Origin of the sequence: Pseudomonas mosselii (assembly GCF_003205295.1) — a bacterium.
Lineage (GTDB): Bacteria > Pseudomonadota > Gammaproteobacteria > Pseudomonadales > Pseudomonadaceae > Aquipseudomonas > Aquipseudomonas mosselii_B.
This window is the reverse complement of record NZ_QJRP01000050.1, coordinates 23,195-29,682: the sequence shown is the minus strand read 5'-3', so window position 1 is coordinate 29,682 and position 6,488 is coordinate 23,195. Positions and strand designations below refer to the sequence as shown.

Genomic DNA, 6,488 nt, shown 5'->3' with positions numbered 1-6,488 from the left:
GCCGTGGCCCTGACCAACTGCGGCTCACTGGGCTGGGTCAGCGACGAAAACGGCTACCGCTACACCCCCATCGACCCCGTCAGCGCAAGACCCTGGCCCGCCCTGCCCCGGATACTCAGCGACCTGGCCACCCGCGCCGCCGCGCAAGCGGGCTTCGACGGCTTCATGCCCGATGCCTGCCTGGTCAACCATTACCTGCCCGGCACTCGCCTGAGCCTGCACCAGGACCGCGACGAGCAGGATTACGGGCAACCGATCGTCTCGATCTCACTGGGTTTGCCAGCGGTATTCCTGTTCGGCGGCCTGCAGCGCTCGGACCGTCCCCAGCGCATCCCGCTGAACCACGGCGACGTGCTCGTTTGGGGCGGCGAAGACCGTCTGCGCTTTCATGGCGTAATGCCAATCAAACCGGGTACTCATCCACGCATGGGCGAGCGCCGGATCAACCTCACGCTGCGCAAGGCCGGATGAACCACTGAGCCACGCACCTACAGCCTGGCGAACCACTCACGGCGCTCGTCGAAGACAGCCCGGATCGCCCCGACCATCACTTGCACCAATGGATCTGACTCGGTCTGCCCATTGACCGCCAGCCATACCCGCCGCCGCATCGGTTCGCGGAACAGGCCCGGCAAGGCAAGCAACCCGCGATCCAGATGCGTCGCATAATGCGGCAGCAAGCCGACGCTGGCACTGCACTTGATCAGCTGGCAGTACATCTCGTAGTCCTGGATCTGCGTCACCCCGGTGGTACGGGTCCGCAGCAACACCTGCCAGGGCATCAGCGCCTGCACACCCACTTCGCCCTGCCATTGCACCAGCATGTAGTCCTGAAGGTCCGCCAGGCTCGTTGGCCGATTGGCCTCGCGGGCATAGCGCTTGGCGATATGCGGCAGATACTCGAGGGTGGCCAGGGCCTCGGGGGCGGCGCCGGCAAAACAGTCAGCGTGGGCGCCGTGACTGGCATCGCCCAGCCACAAGGCGACATCGGCGACCTGCTCGGGCGCCTGACGACCGTCCAGGGTAGCGACCTCCAGGCGCATACCGGCATGCTGGCGCACGAAATTGATCAGGTTGCGGCCCAGCAGGTCCTGCAGCAACGGCTCGGCCACGGCCAGACGTACGCTGGCGCTTGGTTCCCGTGGCAATGGCACGACCGGCTCGCGCGCCTGGAGTATCTGCAGCAGGCGCTCTCCCTGCTGGCTGAGCATCGGGTTGTTGTTGCGATTGACGAACAGGCTGTAGCCCAGGCGTGCTTCCAGCGCCGCCAGGCGTTTGCGCAGGGCTACCGGCTTGAGGTTGAGCCGCCGCGCCGCCTGCATGAAGCAGCCACAGCGCGCGGTGACCAGAAAACAGTTCAGGGTCTGTTCGTCCAGGGCCAACGGCACCTGGGGACGAACGACAGGCACGGCGGTATCCGGGGCTCGCCCCCGGGACAGATCGATCGGCATCCCTCGCCTCCCGCGGGCCCACCTGGGCAGGCCCGGTTCTTCCATGGTTGTTGGCGACTAGCGGCTGCTGCTTTCCAGGACCTGGTTCAGCGCCGCGCCATCGATGCTCAGGGTGGCGGTGTTGAACATGCCTTCGACATAGGCCTTGGCCACTTGCTCCTGGCGTTGGGCACGCAGCAACTCGCGCAGACGTGGCGCCACCTCCTCGAAGGTCGCCGCCCGGGCGGGCTGCTGCTCGACCAGCTTGATGATGTGGTAACCCGCCGCACTCTGCACAGGGTCGCTGACCGTGCCCACCTTGAGCCTGGGCACTACCCCGCGCACCTCGGGCAGCAACTGCGCCAGGGCCTGCAGGCCGGTGTCGCCGCCGCTGGCGGCCGTGCCGGCATCCTGGGAGTGTTCGCGGGCCAACGCGGCAAAGTCCGCATCCGCGGCCTGGGCCTGCTTGGCCAGTGCCTGGGCCTGCTTGCGCACGGCCTCGTCATCCCTGGGGTTCTCCACCCGCAGGAAGATCTGGCTCAGGCGATAGCGTACCGGCAACTGCAAGCCGGCCTTGCCTGCCTCGTAGGCCTGCTTGAGCTCAGCTTCGCCGGGGTAGTCGTCGGGCACCTTGCTCACCGAGTTCAGGTAGTCGCGCAGCACGATCTGCTCGGTGGCCGCCCGGGTCTGCACCTGGACTTCCGGGCGCTGCAGCCAGCCCTGGGCCTCGGCCTGCTGGTACAGGGCCTTTTCCGCCAGGCGGGCGCGGATCCAGGCCTCCAGTGCCGGGCGGTCGCCGCGCAGGCTGGCGCGGGCCTCTTCGGGCAACTGGGCGAACAGCGCCTTGAGCTCGCCGCTGCCGACCTGCTGCTCGCCCAGGCGAGCCAATACCGGACCGTTGTCGCCAGCCACCAGGGCTGCGGGCGACGCCGGACGCGCCGCCGCCACCGGCTCGTCGCCCGGGCGCAAGGCCAGGGCGACCGCCACCGCGACAACGGCCAGCGCGCCGGCGCCGGCCCAGAGAGTGCGCGCCGTCACGAGGCGCGCTCTTCGTCGCGGGCGACCTGGGCGTGCTGCTGGTCGGCCACATTACGGCTGTAGTCGCGCAGATAGACGATCAGTTCCTGCAGCAGCCGATCCCACAGCACCAGGCTGCCCAGCAGGTGCTGCTGGCTGACGCCGTCGGCAACCACCACATCCTGCTCCATTACCAGGAACTCGCCCTGCACCGACAGTCGAGCGAAACGACGGCTGGCGTTCCAGTGCTCGGCCAGGCCCGCCGGCAGCTCGCCCTGGATACGCAGGGCACAGCTGAAGGTGAAGTCGAGGAACTCGCCCTCCTTGCCCGCGGCCCGGTTGCCGAAACGTACGGCATAACCCACGCCCTGGCTGGCACTGAGCAGCTGCACCACGGCGTTCTGCTCGGTGCGGTTGACCCGGCAGCCGGCATCCTGCAGCAACTGGGTCAGGGAGTCGGCGCTAACGGTTTCGATCAGGGTGACTTCGGTCATGTGCTTACTTCCTTGCGTTGAGAAAACATCACTGGGTCACGCCCTTGGGGGCGTCGAACTGGCTTTCGTAGAGCTTGTCGCCGTAGGACTGGGCCAGTTCCTCGAACTTGACCCGGGCGCCACCGGCGAACGGCTGGCGCATCTTCATGACATCGGCGATATCGACCTTCTCGTAGGCGGCCAGCATCTCCTTGGCCACCCCGTACATCTGCTGGTTGCGGGCCTGGCATTGCTGCACCTGGCCGTCACGCTCGCCCAGCTGCGCCTGCAGGGTGGCGCGCTCGCTTTCCTTGGCGCGCGCCATCGCCAGCAGTTCGTCATAGGCCTGCTTGTACTTGTGCAATTGTTCGTTGCTGCTGGCCACCAGCGCCTGGGCCTGGCTGTGCACGGCCTGTTGCTGGCCGGCCAGTTGCTCGCTGTGGCCGCGGGCCTTGGCCAGTTGCGCGGTCAGATCGCGCACCTGGCCCAGGGCGGTGTCGCGCTGTTGCTCGGCCGCCTGGCGGGCGGCGCTGGCCTGGGCCTGCTCGCTCTGCAGGGCCTGCAGCTGTTGCGTGGTGCTGCGCAGCTGGGTGCGCAGGCGTTCCTCGAGGGTCTCGGCCGACGCCGAGGCCGCCAGGCTTGCGCCCAGGGCCAGCATCAACCAGGCGCAGCGGTGGCGATAAGCTCCCTTGTTCATGCCCGTGCTCCTTCCCTAGAACCGCGTGTTGACTTCAAGTTGTAGCACATCGATGTCAAACGGCGCGCCGTAGACCGCCTCGCTGCTCAACCAACGGGCTGTAGCGTAGACGTTGTCGGCCAGGCCGTAGTTGCCACCGAGGAAATAACCCTTGGCGTTGGTGCCGCCGAGATGGAAGCTCGAGTCGTTGAACCCGTCCGGCAGCGCGTCGGGCTCGATGCGCTTGTAACCGGCGAACAGGTTCCAGTCGCCGGCCTTGCGCATGTCCAGGGCGTTGCCCAGGGTGAACTGGAACATCCAGGCGTCGCCGCCGCTCTTGATGTTGCCGTTCTCGTCGACGTTGTTGGCCAGCTGGCCGGCCGAGCGCTTGCGCATGTCGCCCTCGTCGTAGGCCAGGTTGTGGATGTAGTTGGCCTGGCTGCGCAGCCTGAAGTCATGGGGCAGGTCGGCGTCCCATACCAGGTTCAGGTCGAGCAGCTCGAACTCCGAGGCGATGCCGACGAACTGCGGCTGCGGCGTGGCCGTCGGGTTGGCCGGGTTCGGCGTGATGTCGCGCAGCAGGAACACGGTGTTGCCCTTCTGCATGAAGGTCGGCCGGCTTTCGTCGCTGTCGCAGGCCGGCTGGCCGTCCCACGGGGCGCAGGGGCTGGAGCGCTCGCCGGCGATGTCGTCAAAGCGGTAGTAGGCCATCGCGCCCTTGAGCCGGTTGCTGTCGTTGAGCGCCCATTTCGCGCCCAGCTGCACGCCGTACAGCCATTTGTTGTCGCTGTCTTCCTTGTCGAAACCGTTGCTGGTGGCGTTGTCGTCGCTGTACTGCACGGGGAACGCGCCGACGGTGCCGAACAGGCTGAGGTCGCGGCCCAGCGGCTGGTCGAACAGCGCCGCCACGCCATCGAAGTTGAGGTCGTGGGAATACAGGATGTCGGTAGACATGAACGGGTTGGCGATACGCCCGCCGGTCAGTGTCAGGCGCTCGCTCGGCGTCCAGGTGACGTAGCCCTGGTCGAGCCAGATGTCCTTCTTGCCGAAGCCGCCACCGAGGTTCTGGGTGGTCGAGACCGGATTGTTGTTGGAGCCGGTGGCGACGCGGATGCCGGCCACCCAGTTGTCCGCCAGCTGCGCCTTGAGGCCGAAGCGCGCCCTCAGGCGCAGGAGGCTGTCGCGGTCCTCGCGGGTGTTGAGCAAAGGCGGCAGGCTCGAGCTGCTGTTGGGGTTGACGTCGTAGGGGCCCTTTTCATTGAGCCTGGCGAAATCGACGATCTCGTTGCTGTTGCCGTCGGCGTAGGAGCGCGACTCGTAGCGCAGGCGCAGGTCGCCGTCGAAGCTGATGCGCGAGGCCCAGTCGGGGAAGGTGTTGGGCGCGGCCCAGTTCTCCTGCTTGGCGGTATTCATCACCTCGGCCTTGATCTCGTCGCGGATCTGCTGGCGGACGATCGCCGGCACATACTGCACGCGCACCTCGCCGTTGGCGGCCGGGGCCTGGGCGACAATCGGCGCGGCGCTGCCGGCGACCCGCGCCTCTCGGGCCTCGCGTTCGGCCTGGGCGATCAGCGCGTCGGCCTTGTCCTGCTTGAGCACGCCCTGCTCCACCAGCAGGCGGATCAGGTTGACGGTCGCGTTCTCCGACGGCGCGGCGTGGACGACGGTCGGACCGACCGCGGTGGCGGCGGCCAGCAGGCCGAGCGCCAGGGTCAATCGGTTGACTGGGCACTTCATGGGTTTGCAACTCCTGTGGGTCAGTCGTGCTTCGTTGTTCATGGCCGGCGCCCCTGCAGGGCGATCTTGACCGGCAAGGTCAGGTTGGCGGGCGGACGCTGGTCGAGGGCGCGGGCGCCGCGCAGGGCGGCGAGCACCTGGGCGTCCACCTCCGGCTCGCCGCTGCCGCGCAGCAGCTCGACACGGGTGATCTCGCCGGCGGCGCTGAGCCAGATCTCGGCCTGCAGGTTGAACACCAGGTTGCGCAGCTCGGGGTTGTCGCGCAGCAGGCGCTGGAAGGCGTAGGCCAGGTACTGGCTGTAGGTGCCGCTGCCCAGGCCTCCACCGCCACCACCGGCCATGCCGCCGCCCTTGCCGGCGCCGACGTTGAAGCTGTCGCCGCCCGCTTGCGCGTCGCCGTCCATCTGCATCGGGTCGGCCAGGTCCTGGGCCGGATCGGGCGCCTCCTCGGCGGGCTTGACCTCTTCGGCCTCGGGCACCGGCTGTGGCTCGACGATCTTCTCCTCGACCGGTGGTTCGGGCTCCTTGGGCGGCTCGGGCGGTGGTGACGGCGCAGGGGGCGGCAGCGGGATGATTGCCGGCACCTTGGGCGCCTCGCGGCGCACCCCGGCCATGTCGTTGGCCCACTGCCACAACAGCCAGGCCAGGCCTGCCCCGGCGACGGCGAGCACGGCCCAGGTCAGCAGGCGGCGGAGGTTGGCTTTACGTTCCATGCCTGCCCTCACCCCTGGTTCGGCTTGCCGGTGACCAGCCCGACCTGGGCCAGTTCGAGACGGCGCAACAGGTCGAGCACCTCGACCACCTTCTGGTACTGCACGCCCGCGTCGCCGCGCACGATCAACGGGAAGTCCGGGTTGCGCGCCTTTTCGCTGCGCAGGCGGTCCTCCAGCTCCTGCAGCGTCACCGGGTAGGCGTCGAGGAACACCTGGCCGGCGTCGTTGATCGAGATCGCCTTGGTCTTGGGCTGGGCCAGCGATACCGTGGCGCTGGCCTTGGGCAGTTGCACCTGGATCCCGGAGACCTGCGCGGTGGCGGTGAGGATGAACATCACCAGCACCACCATCAGCACGTCCACCAGCGGGGTGATGTTGATGCTGTCGACCGCGGCGTCGGCGTCGTCGTCATGGGCGTTGTTCACGGATGCCATGGCTGCGC

Annotated in this window: 8 protein-coding genes; 1 reads left to right on the top strand and 7 read right to left on the bottom strand. The window is 68.0% G+C overall.

What is annotated here, in order from left to right:
- A partial coding sequence (gene alkB / locus DMX06_RS24795; protein ID WP_110739796.1) for a DNA oxidative demethylase AlkB occupies nt 1-471 on the top strand: 471 nt, incomplete at its 5' end.
- Between the two features lie 17 nt (nt 472-488).
- Here the strand turns inward: alkB and DMX06_RS24790 are convergent.
- From DMX06_RS24790 to DMX06_RS24760, 7 genes are read right to left on the bottom strand one after another with little or no spacing between them, the layout of a single operon-like run.
- Nucleotides 489-1,451, bottom strand: coding sequence for a LysR family transcriptional regulator (locus tag DMX06_RS24790; protein WP_110739794.1), 963 nt, complete (start codon nt 1,449-1,451; stop codon nt 489-491).
- A 57-nt stretch (nt 1,452-1,508) separates the two neighbouring features.
- The gene (locus tag DMX06_RS24785) at nt 1,509-2,468 is read right to left on the bottom strand and encodes a peptidylprolyl isomerase (protein WP_110739793.1); all 960 of its coding nucleotides are present in this window, start codon (nt 2,466-2,468) and stop codon (nt 1,509-1,511) included.
- The gene (locus tag DMX06_RS24780) at nt 2,465-2,941 is read right to left on the bottom strand and encodes a YbjN domain-containing protein (RefSeq protein ID WP_110739792.1); all 477 of its coding nucleotides are present in this window, start codon (nt 2,939-2,941) and stop codon (nt 2,465-2,467) included. The genes DMX06_RS24785 and DMX06_RS24780 overlap by 4 nt, the downstream gene beginning before the upstream one ends.
- Nucleotides 2,942-2,969: 28 nt before the next feature.
- The gene (locus DMX06_RS24775; protein ID WP_110739791.1) at nt 2,970-3,617 is read right to left on the bottom strand and encodes a DNA repair protein; all 648 of its coding nucleotides are present in this window, start codon (nt 3,615-3,617) and stop codon (nt 2,970-2,972) included.
- A 15-nt stretch (nt 3,618-3,632) separates the two neighbouring features.
- Nucleotides 3,633-5,333, bottom strand: a complete 1,701-nt coding sequence (locus tag DMX06_RS24770; RefSeq protein WP_110739790.1) for a putative porin — start codon at nt 5,331-5,333, stop codon at nt 3,633-3,635.
- 38 nt (nt 5,334-5,371) lie between these two features.
- A complete protein-coding gene (locus tag DMX06_RS24765) occupies nt 5,372-6,046 on the bottom strand; it encodes an energy transducer TonB family protein (protein ID WP_181427896.1) in 675 nt (224 codons plus the stop codon).
- Nucleotides 6,047-6,054: 8 nt separating this feature from the next.
- Nucleotides 6,055-6,480: an ExbD/TolR family protein gene (locus DMX06_RS24760; RefSeq protein WP_050707632.1), complete on the bottom strand. Its 426-nt coding sequence runs from the start codon at nt 6,478-6,480 to the stop codon at nt 6,055-6,057.
- Nucleotides 6,481-6,488 lie beyond the last annotated feature (8 nt).

What these genes read in the sequence shown, in the direction of transcription:
- DMX06_RS24790 (WP_110739794.1), bottom strand. Translation starts at nt 1,451, where the DNA reads ATGCCGATCGATCTGTCCCGGGGGCGAGCCCCGGATACCGCCGTGCCT.
- DMX06_RS24780 (WP_110739792.1), bottom strand. Translation starts at nt 2,941, where the DNA reads ATGACCGAAGTCACCCTGATCGAAACCGTTAGCGCCGACTCCCTGACC.
- DMX06_RS24775 (WP_110739791.1), bottom strand. Translation starts at nt 3,617, where the DNA reads ATGAACAAGGGAGCTTATCGCCACCGCTGCGCCTGGTTGATGCTGGCC.
- DMX06_RS24770 (WP_110739790.1), bottom strand. Translation starts at nt 5,333, where the DNA reads ATGAAGTGCCCAGTCAACCGATTGACCCTGGCGCTCGGCCTGCTGGCC.
- DMX06_RS24765 (WP_181427896.1), bottom strand. Translation starts at nt 6,046, where the DNA reads ATGGAACGTAAAGCCAACCTCCGCCGCCTGCTGACCTGGGCCGTGCTC.
- DMX06_RS24760 (WP_050707632.1), bottom strand. Translation starts at nt 6,480, where the DNA reads ATGGCATCCGTGAACAACGCCCATGACGACGACGCCGACGCCGCGGTC.